Genomic DNA, 16,666 nt, shown 5'->3' with positions numbered 1-16,666 from the left:
ATTCAAGACGCCTATAATTCTCTTACAGAGCCTGGCATTTCACCATTTAATACTCGATTCATTTTTTCTTTATCCAAAGCATTTTCCCAACGGGCTATAACAATACAAGCACAGGCATTACCGACGAAATTGGTCAATGCACGACATTCAGACATAAATCTATCAATGCCTAAAATAAGTGCCATACCCGCTATTGGAATACTTGGTACAACAGATAGAGTTGCAGCCAAAGTAATAAAACCAGCTCCTGTAATACCTGCGGCACCTTTTGAACTGATCATGGCAATTAATAATAAAGAAATTTGCTCTGTGAGAGTTAAATTAATACCAGTAGCCTGAGCAATAAACAAAGCAGCCATTGTCATATAAATATTAGTACCATCAAGATTGAATGAATAACCTGTCGGGATAACTAATCCGACAACAGATTTTTCACAACCTGCATTCTCCATTTTTCTCATTAAGCTAGGTAAAGCTGCTTCAGAAGAAGATGTCCCTAATACTAAAAACAGCTCATCTTTAATATATTTCATTAATTGTATGATGGAAAATCCATTATATTTAGCAACGGCCCCCAAAACAATCAGAATAAAGAGTAATGACGTAATGTAGAAAGTGGCGATTAACATCATTAAATTACCAATAGATGAGATACCATATTTTCCAATGGTAAATGCCATTGCTCCAAATGCACCAATTGGAGCCAGTTTCATTAACATACTTACCATTTTAAAAATAGATTCTGAGAGACTTTGTAAAAATACTAATACAGGTTCGCCTTTTTTCCCTGTTAATGCTAACGAGAGGCCAAAAATAACAGAAATAAATAAAACCTGAAGAATATTGCCATTTACAAGCGGGCTGACAACAGTTTCAGGTATCACATCCATAAGAAAACCGACAACAGATGATTCATGAGCTTTCTTCACATAACCCGCGACTTTACTACCATCCAACGATTCAGATGAGATATTCAGTCCATCACCGGGGCGAATAATATTCGCGACCATTAAACCAATAATTAAAGCAAGCGTTGAAAACGTCAGAAAATATAACATTGATTTTCCAACGACACTGCCAACTGCTTTCATATTATTCATACTTGCTATTCCTGTTACAACGGTCAGAAAAATAACAGGAGCAATAATCATTTTTACAATCTTGATGAAAGCATCACCTAACGGTTTAAGTGATTCACCGATATCCGGATAAAAATGGCCAAGAGAAACACCCAGTACAATTGCAAAAATGACTTGTACGTAAAGGATCTTATACACCGGTTTATTCTTTAAACTGTGACGCATAGTATACCCTATTGTTAATGTTATTATGGCTCAATCCCACTCTTCTTACTTTATGAGTCTGATTTTATGGATCATTCTTCGGTTATATTGATACACTTACAATATGAATATTATGGTAATGCAGACGAAATAAATTAATTTGCATCGCAAAAATACTACAATATCAGCATACATATAAAACACCTACTGTATTTTATTAGTTGCACAAAAAACTTAATACTATAACTTTCACTATTATCAAATATTACTGTATCTAGTATCTACAATAAGAATATCTTTTATTTCATTTAATTTGTTCTGGAAAATGTATTCAATGTCACAAAAATTCACGGATTATTATTAAATCACCTGATTAATATTAAGATCCTTCTCAATCACTAATACGCACTTTTTTATCAACGGTTTTTGGCCGTTTTTCAATACTCATAAATAAAATCGCCACCTTTTCGGTGGCGGTTTTATTTATTGATAAAAATTACACCCAGAAGAACCAGGCAATTACAGAAATAATCGCAATACATGCCAGGTTCAGCACAAAACCCACCCGTACCATCTCAATCTGCTTGATATAGCCAGTGCCATACACAATAGCATTCGGTGGTGTGGCTACAGGTAGCATAAATGCACATGATGCACCAATACCGATAATCATGGTCAGTACAATAACCGGCATTCCCAGTGCTTCTGCAACGGTGGCAAAAATAGGGACAAGTAACGCGGCACTGGCTGTATTACTGGTAAATTCAGTCAGAAAGATAATGAATGTAGCAATAGCAACAATAATCACAAACCACGAACTTGAGCCAAATGTTGCAGCCATGCCATTCGCCATAACTTCGCTTGCACCAGAGTTTTTCAGAACAGAGCTCAGTGTCAGACCGCCACCAAACAGCATCAAAACACCCCATTCAGTGTTATTTTGGATCTGTGACCATGTTGATACACCAGTAATGCCAATCAGGATAGCAGCACTCACGGCAATCATAGTATCTAAGTCTTTTATACCGCCAAGGGCATCACTGATGAGGGAACTGAAAATCCAGCAAACAACAGCCAGCAGGAAAATAAACATGGCGATAACACGTTTACTATTCCATTCCAGATGCTCCAGTTTCAGATCAAATTTATGATCCAGATTCGGACGCAACATGATATACATCAGCATCACCATAACGGGTAACAGGATGATCACCATGGGTACGCCGTACTTCATCCATGTAATGAAATCCATACCTAACTGTGCTGCCGCAATCGCATTGGGTGGGCTACCTACCAGCGTGCCCAGACCACCAATACTGGCGCTATATGCCACACCCAACAACACAAAAACAAAGGTATTGCGTTCAGTACGGACATCCAGATTAGCCAGAATACCCAGAACCAGTGGCAACATCATCGCTGCGGTCGCTGTATTGCTAATCCACATCGAAAGTAGAGCCGTGATACCAAATATCAGCATGACCGCCATTGATAAACGCCCACGGGCAATCATCAGAAGACGGTTAGCTATCAGTCTGTCCAGACCTTGAATATGCAGTGCTGTCGCCAGTGCAAAGCCACCAAAAAACAAAAAGATAATTGGGTTTGCAAAAGATTTCAGCGCATCACCTGTATTCATCAATCCCATTCCGACCGCCAGAATTGGAACACAAAGTGCAGTAATAGTGACGTGAATGGCTTCGGTCAGCCATAACACCCCGATAAATGCCATTAATGCCAAACCTGCATTTGCTTTTTCGCTATAAGGCAAAAACTTCAGCAAAGCAATTAGCAAAATGATATCCAGCGCGAGAATAATTAAGCCTCTTTTACTTGAGGGTATTGGCCCAACCGCTGGGGTTAAAGATTCAGAAGCGTCCATGAAGACTCCATAAAACAATGATACATGATTCTGTAATGTAAAAAGATAATTAATGAATCATTGCCATAAATATTAAAGAATTACATTACATGCGAAATAATAAGGAGTCTGAACGATAAATAAAATACAAGGTATGCAATTTTGGGATCTGCTACGCGAGATTTGCTTATTTATTAATTAAAAGAGTAAAAAAAGAACATAATTTAAGGAGTTATGTCACATTTCTTATTTTACGAATGGTTAAATAACCCTCCATTATGCAATAAAGAAAAAAGCACGTAGCTAAAACTGTCTTTTTAAGAAAGGCGAAAGAGTATTACTCTTCCGCCAAAATATAAATAATATTTATTTTTTATCGAAGCCAGCCAACAATTATGCCTGACCTTTCACTTCTCTCAGGCCATTGAAAGGAGCACGGTTACCCAATGCTTCTTCGATACGGATCAGCTGATTGTATTTAGCAACACGGTCAGAACGGCTCATAGAACCAGTCTTGATTTGACCTGCCGCAGTACCTACTGCCAGGTCAGCAATAGTTGCGTCTTCAGTTTCACCAGAACGGTGAGAGATAACCGCAGTGTAACCTGCATCTTTTGCCATCTTGATTGCAGCCAGCGTCTCAGTCAGAGAGCCAATCTGGTTGAATTTAATCAGGATGGAGTTAGCAATACCTTTTTCAATACCTTCTTTCAGGATCTTAGTATTGGTTACGAACAGATCGTCACCAACCAACTGGATTTTATCGCCCAGTACTTTAGTCTGGTAAGCAAAACCTTCCCAATCAGATTCATTCAGGCCATCTTCAATAGAAACAATTGGATATTCTTTAGTCAGCCCTTCCAGGTAATGAGTGAATTCCTGAGAAGTGAAAGTCTTACCTTCACCTTTCAGTTCATAGTTACCGGTTTCTTCGTTATAGAATTCAGAAGCAGCACAGTCCATTGCCAGAGTGATGTCTTTACCCAGTACATAACCTGCTTTTTCTACGGCTTCTTTGATAGCTGCCAGTGCTGCTGCGTTAGATTCCAAATTTGGTGCATAACCACCTTCATCGCCCACCGCAGTACTCATGCCTTTTGCTTTCAGTACCTTTGCCAGATTATGGAAAACTTCAGAACCCATACGTACCGCTTCTTTCAGCGTGCCCGCACCTACTGGCTGGATCATGAATTCCTGAATATCCACGTTGTTGTCAGCATGCTCACCACCATTGATGATGTTCATCATTGGCAGAGGCATGGAGAATTTACCCGGAGTACCGTTCAGTTCAGCAATATGCTCGTACAGAGGCATACCTTTTGCCGCTGCCGCCGCTTTGGCGTTCGCAAGGGAAACGGCCAAAATCGCGTTAGCACCGAAGTTAGATTTGTTTTCAGTACCATCCAATTCGATCATGATCTTATCGATATTGACCTGATCTTTCGCATCCTGACCAACCAGAGCCTGAGCAATTGGACCGTTAACCGCTGCAATTGCTTTCAGTACACCTTTACCCATAAAACGGGATTTATCGCCATCACGCAGTTCCAGCGCTTCACGAGAACCCGTTGATGCACCTGATGGTGCCGCAGCCAGACCAACAAAGCCGCCTTCCAGATGTACTTCTGCTTCTACCGTTGGATTACCACGGGAGTCGATGATTTCACGGCCGAGCACTTTAACGATTTTGGACATTAGGTTTTCCTCAGTACAAGTTAAATTCCGGGCAATTGATGGTCACTCAAAGGATCGAGTAACCCCCCATCAATCACCCCATATTTTATTTCACTGGCCTTTCTGGTATTTGCGGGCGGCTTCAACAAAACCGGCAAATAACGGATGACCATCGCGAGGCGTTGAAGTAAATTCAGGGTGGAACTGACATGCCACAAACCATGGATGGTTCGGGTTCTCAATGATTTCCACCAATTTATTGTCGATTGAGCGGCCGGCAACACGTAAGCCCGCGTCTTCAATGCGTTTCAACAATAGATTGTTCACTTCATAACGATGGCGGTGACGTTCAATAATATCGTCCTGACCATAAAGTTTACGTACCAGACTGTTTTCAGTCAGATGACACAATTGGCCACCAACACGCATCGTTCCGCCGAGATCGCTCTCTTCACTGCGTACTTCTAAGTTGCCGTTCTCATCACGCCATTCAGTGATCAGACCTACAACTGGTAACTTACATTCAGGCTCAAATTCAGTAGAGTTAGCCCTTTCCATACCTGCAACATTACGTGCAAATTCAATCAGGGCAACCTGCATGCCCAGACAAATTCCCAGGTAAGGGACTTTATTTTCACGGGCGTAACGTGCTGTCATAATTTTGCCTTCGATGCCACGACCACCGAAACCACCTGGCACCAGAATCGCATCCAGATCTTTCAATACTTCAACACCGCGGGTTTCGACGTCCTGAGAATCAATCAGTTTGATGTTGACGGTCAGACGATTTTTCAATCCACCGTGCTTCAGTGCTTCAATAACTGATTTATACGCATCCGGCAGCTCAATATATTTGCCCACCATACCGATGGTCACTTCGCCTGACGGATTTGCTTCTTCATAAATAACCTGTTCCCATTCAGACAGGTCAGCTTCTGAGCATTCGATGCTGAATCGTTTACAAATATAATCATCTAAGCCCTGAGATTTCAAGAGGGCAGGAATTTTATAAATAGAATCAACATCTTTTAAAGAGATAACGGCTTTTTCTGGTACGTTACAGAAAAGTGCAATTTTCGCCCGCTCATTAGCTGGAATAGTGCGATCTGAACGGCAGATCAAAACATCCGGCTGAATACCAATGGAAAGCAGCTCTTTCACAGAATGCTGGGTAGGTTTAGTTTTCACTTCGCCTGCTGCTGCCATATAAGGCACCAGAGTCAGATGCATAAACAGAGTATTCTCACGGCCGACTTCTACCGCCATCTGACGAATAGCTTCAAGGAATGGCAGGGATTCGATATCACCTACAGTACCGCCAATTTCCACCAGCACAACATCGTAACCTTCCGCGCCACGGATGATACGGTCTTTGATTTCATTAGTGATGTGAGGAATAACCTGAATGGTTGCGCCCAGATAATCGCCACGGCGTTCTTTGCGCAGAACTTCGGAGTAAACACGACCTGTCGTGAAGTTATTGCGACGTGTCATTTTGGTTCGAATGAAACGTTCGTAATGGCCTAAATCGAGATCAGTTTCAGCGCCATCTTCGGTAACGAAAACTTCCCCGTGTTGGGTTGGGCTCATTGTACCTGGATCAACGTTGATATACGGGTCCAGTTTCATAATGGTGACATTGAGTCCACGGGCTTCGAGTATGGCCGCCAAAGAGGCTGCGGCAATGCCTTTACCCAGAGAGGATACGACCCCGCCGGTCACAAAAATATAATTAGTTTTCATGCTGAACCTGAAAGTTTAGGTTTAAAAGGATGATGAATATAACAGGACGGGAAAGCAGTATACCCTAACCTTAAATGTGCTACAAACTCTATCTCTTTTATCTATCCAATTCCAAAGAAAACTAAATAACATTGGAGTCCTACTACAGCCGTACTCATCTCAACACCATATCTCAACACTATGTGTGCCCTCACGGTGCCATTCGGGAAACGTCCCTCCCCTTTCACAAAAAATCCACATCATTCTGGATGGTGCATTCTATTACCGTACAGAATTGGTAAAAGACATCGCAGTTGTCCTCAATATTGAGCTGCACTATCTCCCTCCTCACAGCCCCAACCTAAATCCGGCGGAGCGACTTTGGAAATACATGAATGAACACGTGTGCAATAACCATTATCTTGCGAACCCCATCGTCTTTCACGAGGAGATTCATCACTTCTTTAATGTCATGCTGAAAGAAAAAGCCAATGAACTTATTTACCGCTTGAATGATATTTTTCAAATCTTGAATCCTGCATCTTCAAGTTAATTGGGTACATATAAAACAAATTTAGTTATTCTAGCGAACAAGGCAACTATATTGTCTGCCTTATTCGCTAGACTTATTGAAAATAATTAATCTTTTGTTTTCATGATTAATAATAAATTTCGTTTTACTCGTTTTTTTAAATGGCACTAACTTTTGCATTTTAATTATAAAATTTTTATTGAGTTCTCCGAAAGATGGCTTTTATTGTAATTGTCAGATTTGACTGTTAATTTTAATATAAATGTTATTAAATAAAATATAAAAATATTACATCTCTGAAATATTTACCACTCACCAATTTTATAAATATCTTGTATGCAACCATCGGAGGAGGAAAAACTTACATACATTTGCATTCGTCCATTGTTAAGTTTTATATGAACATTACCATTATCATCGTTTTTGAGATTGCAAAAGTAATCATCTTTTATTGTATATACTTTCCAGTCATCTGTGATAATCAATACCCGCCAACAATCGGATTGTGGGTTCAAACTTACATCATATGTAATATCCATGACAGGTATTTCTCGTTCGTACGAACCAAAATCCTCTAAAATCCGAGATTCTTCTTCATCATGATGATTACCTCTGCGGTGACGAATTATCACTAACTTAATCTTACTGTTATCCCACCAAGTAGAAAGGAAAACTTTTCCTTTTCTTATATCAGACATAATAATTTCTCCCGTATTATTCATAACTGTATTTCTACTTTTTTATTAACCAGACATTTATTGCAACTCAAATTCCCTATGTTATTGGTTATAAACATGACTTTGGTAAAATCGTTTCCAATTTTAGCCTTAAAAAGATTTGTCTCAGTATTATATTATGAATCGTCACAATTGATTTTGTCAGTAATTAAATCGACAGAGACGAGAGATATATTTACTATAGACACACTATTAGTGTAGTACAAGATTATAGTTTCTGGGTGGAATTTTTTAGTTATGTATTGAATGGTTATCTTTTTTTATATATTTCTGTTTGTACCGATACCCACTTTGCCGCTGTGGCACTTCGTAATGATCCAGACCACACGGTTTAAAGTTCAAAGTGAAAGACAGTTGCTCATTACCTGACACACTTATAAAACGCATTAATAATCAGGTTAAGCAACATCCTTTAAGATATCGGGATCGCAGCCATTTTATTGCCGAAGCTGCCCGGCATGAACTGCAACCCGATTAAAATTAAGATTGCTGTTTTTTCACCCTCTGCCACATCGCTTCCATTTGATCCAATGTGGCAGTTTCCAATGACAATCCTTTATCGTGGAGAAGCCTCTCAACATTACGAAAGCGGCTTTCAAATTTCTGACAAGCTTTTTGTAACGCCATTTCAGGTTTATGCCCTAAATGGCGGGATAAGTTAACTACTGCAAACAGTAAATCGCCAAGTTCTTCCTCCACACGCGCATCAATTACAACCGCCTGTTTCGCTTCATCCATCACCTCGTCGATCTCTTCATAAACTTTATCCAGTACGGGTCCGACGGTATCCCAATCAAAACCAACAGAAGCACAGCGTTTCTGGATTTTATACGCTTTCATCAGTGCAGGCAGACTGGCGGGAATGTCATCCAATACCGAATGTTGATCTTTTGCGGCTCTTTCTGCTGTCTTACGTTGCTCCCAACTCCCGATAGCTTCTTCACTGCTGATATCTGACTGTTGATTGAAAATGTGCGGGTGCCTGCGCTCCAGTTTGTCGCAAACCGCGTCACAAATATCGTCAAAATTGAACAATTGCTCTTCTTGTGCCATCTGGGCATAAAAGACAATGTGAAACAGCAAATCACCCAGTTCTTCTTTCAGAGCATTGGTATCATTGCGTTCAATAGCATCAATGACTTCATAGGTTTCTTCCAGCGTGTAAGGAGCAATAGTAGAAGAAGTTTGTACCTTATCCCATGGGCAACCAAGTTGAGGATGGCGCAGTTGCGCCATAATCTCTTTGAGACGTTCAATTGAGGTTGTATTTATCTTATCCATATTTTTCTAATCACCGTGCAGGCGTCTGGCTTCAATGACATCAGGCAGTTGGTTGAGTTTCGCCAGCACTCGTCCCAACACCTGTAAATTATAAATCTCAATGTTCATATCAATCGTAGCCAGTTGCTGCTTCACATCGCTGCGGCTACTGACACCAAGTACATTGACTTTCTCATTAGCAAGTATTGTGGTGATATCACGCAGTAATCCGCTGCGGTCATTAGCAATTACCCGCACGACAAGGGAATAACCACTGGAATAACTCTCTCCCCACACAGCATCCACAACCCGTTCTGGGGCGCTGATTTCCAGTTCAGCCAATTGATCACAGCTTGCTCTGTGGATGGAAATTCCGCGTCCACGTGTAATAAACCCAACAATATCATCTCCCGGAATCGGCTGGCAGCAACGGGCAATATGGTGCATCAGATTACCAACACCCTCTACGACAACCCGGCCATTATCTTTTTGCATATTGCGCGGAGAATATGTTTTGTTCTCCAGACTACGGAGTGCCTCACGATCTGCTTCTTCTGCCGTGGTTTTATTGAATTTGCTTTGCAGGAAATTCGCCAGTTGGTGAATACGGATATCGCCCACACCGATACCAGCCAGAACTTCTTCTAACGAATTCACGTTATAGCGGGCAATAAGTTCTTTTTCAGCCTCTTTAAGCGTAACGCCTAAATGTGTCAGTTCATTGTCCAGCATCTGACGTCCGGCAATAATGTTCTTATCGCGATCCTGCTTACGGAACCAGTTATGGATCTTCGCCCGTCCACGGCTGGTAGTGACATAGCCAAGGTTCGGATTCAGCCAGTCACGGCTTGGATTGGGGTGTTTCTGGGTGATGACTTCAATCTGATCCCCCATCTGGAGCTGATAACTGAACGGCACAATCCGCCCGCCAATTTTCGCCCCGATGCAGCGATGACCGACATCACTGTGAATATGATAAGCAAAATCCAGCGGTGTTGAACCAATCGGTAAATCAATTACATCCCCTTTTGGTGTGAAAACATAAACACGATCATCAAATACCTGACTGCGGACTTCGTCCAGCATCTCGCCGGTATCTGCCATTTCTTCCTGCCATGCGATCAGTTTCCGCAACCATGCAATCCGGTTTTCATAACTGCCTGATTTACCGCCACCAATCGCTGTGCCTTCTTTATATTTCCAGTGGGCGGCTACTCCAAGCTCAGCATCATCATGCATCTGACGGGTACGGATTTGGATTTCAAGTGTTTTACCGTTTGGCCCCAGTACCACAGTATGGATTGATTGATAACCGTTCGGTTTCGGGTTGGCAACATAATCATCAAATTCATCCGGCAAATGACGATAGTGAGTATGCACTATCCCCAACGCCGCATAGCAATCCTGTAACCGTTCAACGACAATACGGACTGCACGCACATCGAACAGTTCATCAAAAGAGAGGGCTTTTTTCTGCATCTTGCGCCAAATGCTGTAAATATGTTTGGGACGCCCGTAAATATCTGCGGAGATCCCTTCTTTGAGCATATACCGACGCAAGGTCGTGATAAATTTTTCTATATACTGCTCACGATCAATCCTGCGTTCATGTAAAAGACTAGCTATTTTTTTATATTCATCAGGATGCAGGTAACGGAAGCAAAAATCTTCCAGCTCCCATTTTAACTGACCAATACCCAGTCGGTTGGCAAGAGGTGCATAGATATTGGAACACTCTTTTGCGACCAATACCCGTTCATCTTCACTGGCATCTTTGACTTCCCGCAAGTAGGCGATCCGTTCTGCCAGTTTAATAACCACACAACGAAAATCTTCTACCATCGCCAGCAACATACGACGTACATTATCCACTTGAGTCGAGCAAGTGGAATCGGTATGAGTAGCTTTCAACTGGCGGATAGCATCCATTTCCAGCACACCGTGCACCAAATCTGTGATGGATTTACCAAAGGTTTCTGTCACTATTTCATTGCTGACTATCTTGGCATCAAGGAAGGGAAAAAGCAGTGCTGCACGCATACTGTCATTATCCATACTCAACGTAGACAGGATTTCTACCATTTCAACACCGCGCCACAACAGTAGCTCTGCATCAGGCTGATCCTGAACCTTCTCGTAACAGTAATGCCATGTTTCAGCTAATTTTTCACTGGATTGTGGATTAACAATGTTTAAACTCGCAATCCACCTATCGACAGCAAATTCACCTGCTGGTGTGAGATGAGCACTTCTTACCGCAACCATAATTTCTCCCTACTCGATGGTCATCCGCTCACGGCAGAACAGTGCCATGGACTCCAGATGACCAGTGTGCGGAAACATATCCAGCATCCGCACACTAACAAGATGATAACCGGCCTCTAGCAAAACTTTGCTGTCCCGCGCCAAAGTTGTGGGATTACAAGAAACATAAACCACTTTTTCAGGGGCCAGTTTTACTATATGTGACATGACGCCCGCAGCACCGGCACGGGCAGGATCCAACAACACTTTATTGAACCCCTGCGCAGCCCAAGGCTGCTGGTGAATATCTGATTCCAGATTTTCGTGGAAAAAACTGATGTTATTGAGTCCATTTAGCCGGGCATTATATTGCCCACTTGCAACCAATGCCGCAACTCCTTCCACACCGACAACTGCCTGTACTTTAGTGGCTATCGGTAACGTAAAGTTCCCCATTCCGCAGAAAAGATCCAATACCCGGTCTTCTGGCTGCAAGTCCAGCCACGACAGGGCCTGAGCTACCATTTGTTGGTTAACTTCATCATTAACCTGAATAAAATCCCGCGGACTGAAAACCAGCTTCAAACCACCCACCTGATACCACGGCTCAGATTGTCCTTCTGCTAAATGTTCAGGAGACAGAGATCCTGGAAACAATGCTCCAAAGGACAACAGTTCAAGGGATTTTTCATCGCCGGCCAGATAAATCGCTACCTTATACTGCTCAGAAAAAATGCGCAGAGCCTCTCTGTCTTCATGCTTTATGGGGTCAAGATGACGTAAAACAACTATTGGGCTATTATTCGCCAAAACTAATTCAACATGCCCCAGTCGCTTAACTGCTTTCAGGCTGTTTAAACATTGAGACAATGGCTGTAACAATTTTTCCAGCTCAGGGTGCATTACCGGACAATGTTTAACATCCACCAAATCGTTGGTCTGGCTCTGACGAAAGCCCAGCAATAACTTACGTTGTTTGACTTGATATTGCAGACCAAGCCTTGCCCGGCGCCGATACCCATATTCCGGGCTGTGGATAATAGGTTCAGCACTGATACTGACCCCTGTTTCTCGTTGGATCAGATGTTCAAGCACACCAGCTTTAGTTTTAGCTTGTAATTCAGTCGCAACATGTTGCTGTTGACAACCTCCACACACCTTGAAATGCGGACAGCGTGGTTCCACACGAAATGGGCTATCTGATAACCGTTTTACTACCTTAGCTTTAGCAAACTGGCGTTTTTCTTCTGTCAGTTGGATTTGTGCCTGCTCACCGGGTAATAGCCCAGGAATAAAAATCGTTTTTCCCTGATGACGGGCAATACCCTGCCCTTGAGCATCAAGATTATCTGCGGTCACTGAAATAATACCTGGGTTTACGGAGCGACGGTTTGGGGAGTAAAATTGCACCATGATTCTGACTGAGTTTGAAAAATTGAGTTTTGATTTTCCCACAATGGACGCTTATGACCAAATATAGCCTACGCACCCGTATGATGAGCCTGATTTTGGTTCCTGTTCTACTGGTCGGAACGCTTGTGAGTATATCATTTATCTCATACCGCTATTACGAGTTGAAAAGCCTGATAGTTCGTAGTGGGATCAGCATTATTGAACCTTTATCCATTGCCAGTGAGGTAGGGATAAATCTGGATAACAGTAAGCGCGTAAAATCATTGATAAATAGCCTTCATCACCGCAATTCCGAAATCGTTATGGCTATCGCGATTTTCGATAAACATCATAAATTATTCGAAATTTCCAATGATAAATATGATGTCGATCTGCTGCGCCTCAGGCCAAATGATCCCATACCGACAACCCTGACTAAAGAAGAAGATAGTAATAGTATCGTCCTGAAAATGCCGATTATCTCAGAAACCAGTTCTGTCCATGAGGAGCGCAATGCTATCAACAATGTAACGCCTATCGGTTATATTGCCATTGATCTGGATTTACGGGCTGCCCAGCTCCAACAATACAAAGAAATCGCAACTTCTATCATTCTGCTGATCCTTTGTCTTGGAGGCACCGCGCTGTTTGCCCACATTTTGGTACGCAAGGTGACAGAACCCCTGGATTGTATGGTGAAAGCAGTTAACCGTATCCGTCAGGGGCAGTTAGACACGCGAGTAACAGGTGCCATGCCGGGAGAATTATCTGCGCTCCAGAACGGGATCAATACGGTGGCAAAATCCCTGTCAAAGTATAAAGATGAGATGCAGCTGCATATCGACCAAGCCACTTCTGACCTGCAAATTACGATGGAGCAGCTGGAAATTCAAAATGTTGAACTGACTATTGCCAAGAAACGGGCACAAGAAGCGGTCAGGATAAAAACAGAATTTCTGGCGAATATGTCCCACGAATTACGCACACCACTCAACGGCGTTATTGGATTTACCCGCCAGATGTTGAAAACACCAATAACACCGCAACAGACTGAATATCTTTATGTCATTGAGCGTTCAGCTAATAATCTGCTGAAAATTATCAATGACATTCTGGATTTTTCACGTCTGGAGTCCAATAAACTGGTATTGGATCAGGTGCCTTTTCTGCTGCGTGATACCGTCAATGAAGTTATCGAATTGCTGACACCTTCGGCTAATGTGAAAAATCTTCCTCTGTATCATTACATTGATGACAAGTTGCCAAATCTGATGATCGGTGATCCCATCCGCTTGCAGCAAATACTCACTAACTTAATTGGCAATGCGATAAAATTCACGGATAAAGGCAGTATTACGCTGGAAATCAAACTGCGTCAGCAGAGACACCATATGGTACACATTGATTTTACCGTGACCGATACCGGCATCGGTATTAAATCAGAATATCGCCCCATTCTGTTTCAGGCGTTCAATCAGGCTGATGCGAGTATCACCCGCCATTATGGCGGTACTGGGTTAGGATTGAGTATCACCAAAAAGCTGGTGAATGAAATGAACGGAGAAATCGATTTTACCAGTGAGCCAACTAAAGGGACGGTATTTTATTTTGATATCTGGCTGGAAAAAGAAGATATCCTGTCGGGCTTTTTGCCAGAACGTTTGCCTCAGCCTCCTGTGCTCCCCCGTTTGCCCATGACAGTAATGGCGGTAGATGATAACCCGGCCAATTTGAAATTAATTGGCACACTCTTAAATGAGCAAGTGGAAAACACCATTTTATGTAGTAGTGGTATGGAAGCCCTGCAAATGGCTGAAAAACACCCATTAGACCTCATTCTGATGGATATTCAAATGGCAGATATGGATGGCATTCAAACCTCAAAACAGATCCACCAACTACCTGAGCATAAACAGACTCCGATTATTGCTGTCACTGCTTTTCTCTGTGATGAAACTCACAACAGAGTCCATTCACCTTTTACCGACTGTCTGTCCAAACCATTGGATGAAGTTCACTTAAAAGCCCTGCTGAATCAATACAGTCCGACAAAAAAGCCACAAGCTATTGATTGGCAGCTGGCTTTACAGCAAGCTGCCGGTAAAGAATCATTGGCGTGGGAAATGCTGGAGATGTTCGTGCAATCTCTGCCAGAAATGAAGACCATGATTGAGCAGGCATTAACTTCAGAGGGTGAATCTCATCGCAAACCGTTTGCCCATCACGTTCATAAATTACATGGTAGCTGCTGTTACAACGGCGTCCCCAGGCTAAAAGCGATTTGTGAACTTATTGAGAAACAGTTAAAACAAGAGACTCCTCTGGCCGATTTAGAGCCGGAATTACTAGAGTTCATTGATGAGATCAACCACGTTATTGCGGCAGTTCCTGATATATTAAGAACTGCCAAGGTGCTTACTTAGATACCATGAACTTACGATATTCCTCGTAAGCATAATGGTCTGTCATACCACTGATGTAGTCCTGAATGAGACGAGCACGATAGTAAAATTCGAGCACATCTTTCTCAGCTTCATCAGTGGTGATGATCCCCTCCACAGCTTCGTTATAAGCCAGCCGATGTTTGGTAGAAAGTTTGTGCAACAGGCGAGTTTCAATAAAATATTTTTTGTGGAAATTATTCCGGTGTAATTCCAGAAAATCCTGTCGTGATAATTCCAGCAATGGGCTATATACATTCAATAAGCCGGTAATAATTCGGTAGCCCTGCAACTCCAGCTCTTCCACTTCCGGGTGATTAAATACCCGCTTCCGTGTAACGCTTTTTAATGTACTCAATAAACGATATTCTTCGCCGTGAGCTTCCAACAAAGCCTGATTGAAAGTTCCTGCGTAAATTTCAGGCAGATGATCAATAAAACGTTGAGCCGTATAGGGAACCAGCCGCCCTGTAATAAATACGCGCAGATACATAAAAAACTGTTCATGAACATTACGGCGGGCTTCATTATTGGTTGTTTTTTTATAAGCCTGAGTAACTGTGAATTCAAACAGATCACCTTTTCTGTGACCTCCATTTTCCTCCCACTCCTGTTTCAGATATCCCACCAATTGTTCAACATTGAAAATGTCCTTCTCAACAGCATCGTCCAGATCTGCGATACAATAAGAGATATCATCTGCGGCTTCCATAATATATGTCAGTGGAAAACGGCAGAATTCCCCTAATTGCAGCTCTTTTTTTAATTCACCGATAAAACTGTCTTCTGACCAGTAATAACCTTTTTTCTTCATCAGGTAACTGAATTCTGCCGGAGATTCTTCAAGGCGGTAGGCCGGGCAGGTGTATTTCAGAATACAGCCGATCTGGGCATAAGTCAGATTCAGTTTAAGCAGGCTGTGCGCCAGCCGGATAGCCTGAGCATTGCCTTCAAACTGGCATAGATCCATACGTAATTGGCGACGGAACAGATCTTTTTCCTCTTCACCACATAAACGTAACGCTGCGACCTGACATTTATCTTGTCGATTGACATGTTCAGCGAACTCAGGCAAGTATTCAGGATCGAGCCGACGGGAAAACCAATCCTTAATTGCCGCCTCACCAAAATGACCAAATGGGGGATTACCGATATCGTGCATCAAACAGGCCATCTCAACTAGGCTTTCAAAAGCAATCAAACGTTCATTCAGACCATATTTTTCCAATAGATTCTGTTTTGCCAATTCTGCAATAATCGTTTTTGAGATATAACGACCAATCTGCTGGACTTCCAATGAATGGGTTAATCGGCTGCGCACGGCTGCATTACGTTCCAATGGAAACACTTGTGTTTTCTGTTGCAAGCGCCGAATAGCTGCTGAATTGATGATCCGCCCGCGATCACTTTCAAACTGACGATTTACCTGCTCTTCATCAGCAGAATGCATGGAAGTGTGTCTATATTTACGCTGGAAATTCAATTTTTGCTTGAAATCAATCTTAGGCATCAATCCCCCC

General features: G+C 42.3%; 10 protein-coding genes and 2 pseudogenes. 3 read left to right on the top strand and 9 right to left on the bottom strand.

Annotated features, from left to right (window positions below; translation table 11 throughout):
• Window positions 1-11: 11 nt before the first annotated feature.
• The 4 genes from BDD26_RS10250 to pyrG form a co-directional block, all read right to left on the bottom strand.
• Complete coding sequence (locus BDD26_RS10250) at window positions 12-1,304, bottom strand: dicarboxylate/amino acid:cation symporter (RefSeq protein WP_115826483.1); 1,293 nt, start codon at window positions 1,302-1,304, stop codon at window positions 12-14.
• 475 nt (window positions 1,305-1,779) lie between these two features.
• Entirely contained in the window at window positions 1,780-3,165 is a 1,386-nt protein-coding gene (locus BDD26_RS10245) for an SLC13 family permease (protein ID WP_115826482.1), read from the bottom strand.
• A 372-nt stretch (window positions 3,166-3,537) separates the two neighbouring features.
• The gene (eno, locus tag BDD26_RS10240) at window positions 3,538-4,839 is read right to left on the bottom strand and encodes a phosphopyruvate hydratase (RefSeq protein ID WP_038259295.1); all 1,302 of its coding nucleotides are present in this window, start codon (window positions 4,837-4,839) and stop codon (window positions 3,538-3,540) included.
• A gap of 90 nt (window positions 4,840-4,929) precedes the next feature.
• The gene (gene pyrG / locus BDD26_RS10235) at window positions 4,930-6,561 is read right to left on the bottom strand and encodes a glutamine hydrolyzing CTP synthase (RefSeq protein WP_038259293.1); all 1,632 of its coding nucleotides are present in this window, start codon (window positions 6,559-6,561) and stop codon (window positions 4,930-4,932) included.
• A gap of 217 nt (window positions 6,562-6,778) precedes the next feature.
• Here pyrG and BDD26_RS10230 point away from each other — a divergent pair.
• A pseudogene (locus BDD26_RS10230) lies at window positions 6,779-7,093 on the top strand (transposase); the annotation flags it as partial.
• A 284-nt stretch (window positions 7,094-7,377) separates the two neighbouring features.
• Here BDD26_RS10230 and BDD26_RS10225 read toward each other — a convergent pair.
• Entirely contained in the window at window positions 7,378-7,770 is a 393-nt protein-coding gene (locus BDD26_RS10225) for a hypothetical protein (protein WP_141557328.1), read from the bottom strand.
• Window positions 7,771-8,167: 397 nt separating this feature from the next.
• Here BDD26_RS10225 and BDD26_RS20150 point away from each other — a divergent pair.
• Window positions 8,168-8,287 (top strand): annotated as a pseudogene (locus BDD26_RS20150) (ribbon-helix-helix domain-containing protein); the annotation flags it as partial.
• A gap of 2 nt (window positions 8,288-8,289) precedes the next feature.
• On the opposite strand, the gene mazG reads toward BDD26_RS20150, so the two are convergent.
• From mazG to rlmD, 3 genes are read right to left on the bottom strand one after another with little or no spacing between them, the layout of a single operon-like run.
• A complete protein-coding gene (mazG, locus tag BDD26_RS10220; RefSeq protein ID WP_115826480.1) occupies window positions 8,290-9,090 on the bottom strand; it encodes a nucleoside triphosphate pyrophosphohydrolase in 801 nt (266 codons plus the stop codon).
• Between the two features lie 6 nt (window positions 9,091-9,096).
• The gene (relA, locus tag BDD26_RS10215) at window positions 9,097-11,334 is read right to left on the bottom strand and encodes a GTP diphosphokinase (RefSeq protein WP_038259289.1); all 2,238 of its coding nucleotides are present in this window, start codon (window positions 11,332-11,334) and stop codon (window positions 9,097-9,099) included.
• A gap of 9 nt (window positions 11,335-11,343) precedes the next feature.
• Window positions 11,344-12,726, bottom strand: a complete 1,383-nt coding sequence (gene rlmD / locus BDD26_RS10210) for a 23S rRNA (uracil(1939)-C(5))-methyltransferase RlmD (RefSeq protein WP_115826479.1) — start codon at window positions 12,724-12,726, stop codon at window positions 11,344-11,346.
• 53 nt (window positions 12,727-12,779) lie between these two features.
• Between rlmD and BDD26_RS10205 the strand changes: the two genes are divergently transcribed.
• Window positions 12,780-15,128, top strand: coding sequence for an ATP-binding protein (locus tag BDD26_RS10205; RefSeq protein ID WP_115826478.1), 2,349 nt, complete (start codon window positions 12,780-12,782; stop codon window positions 15,126-15,128).
• Here BDD26_RS10205 and dgt read toward each other — a convergent pair.
• Entirely contained in the window at window positions 15,121-16,656 is a 1,536-nt protein-coding gene (dgt, locus tag BDD26_RS10200; RefSeq protein ID WP_115826477.1) for a dGTPase, read from the bottom strand. The two genes, BDD26_RS10205 and dgt, sit on opposite strands and share 8 nt — an antisense overlap.
• Window positions 16,657-16,666 lie beyond the last annotated feature (10 nt).

The sequence above is a fragment of the Xenorhabdus cabanillasii genome, from assembly GCF_003386665.1.
Lineage (GTDB): Bacteria > Pseudomonadota > Gammaproteobacteria > Enterobacterales > Enterobacteriaceae > Xenorhabdus > Xenorhabdus cabanillasii.
This window is presented reverse-complemented; position numbering and strand designations above follow the sequence as displayed.